Origin of the sequence: Neisseria sp. P0004.S004 (genome assembly GCF_051963335.1) — a bacterium.
In the GTDB taxonomy this organism is placed as follows: domain Bacteria; phylum Pseudomonadota; class Gammaproteobacteria; order Burkholderiales; family Neisseriaceae; genus Neisseria.
Map to the genome: position 1 here is coordinate 1 of NZ_JBQCUK010000025.1, position 248 is coordinate 248.

Annotated in this window: 1 protein-coding gene; it reads right to left on the reverse strand. The window is 47.6% G+C overall.

Annotated features, from left to right (window positions below; all coding sequences use genetic code 11):
• Window positions 1-248 (reverse strand): collagen-flanked surface repeat-containing protein (locus tag ACTHRY_RS11095; RefSeq protein WP_440374261.1); only part of this gene is annotated, 248 nt, incomplete at both ends.

Consider the following 248-nt stretch of genomic DNA (forward strand, 5'->3'; position numbering starts at 1 on the left):
GTTACAGTGTGAGTACCGTCGCCGTTGTCTTTAACGTCGGCTTCAGCGTTCTTACCGTCTTTAACGATGGTAGTAGTGGTGTTACCTTCGCCATCAGTAATAGTTACAGTGTGGGTACCGTCGCCGTTGTCTTTAACGTCAGCTTTAGCATTCTTACCGTCTGCACCGGTATCACCTTTGGCACCAGTTGCACCGTCTTTAACGATGGTAGTAGTGGTATTACCGTTACCGTCTTTGATGGTTACAGT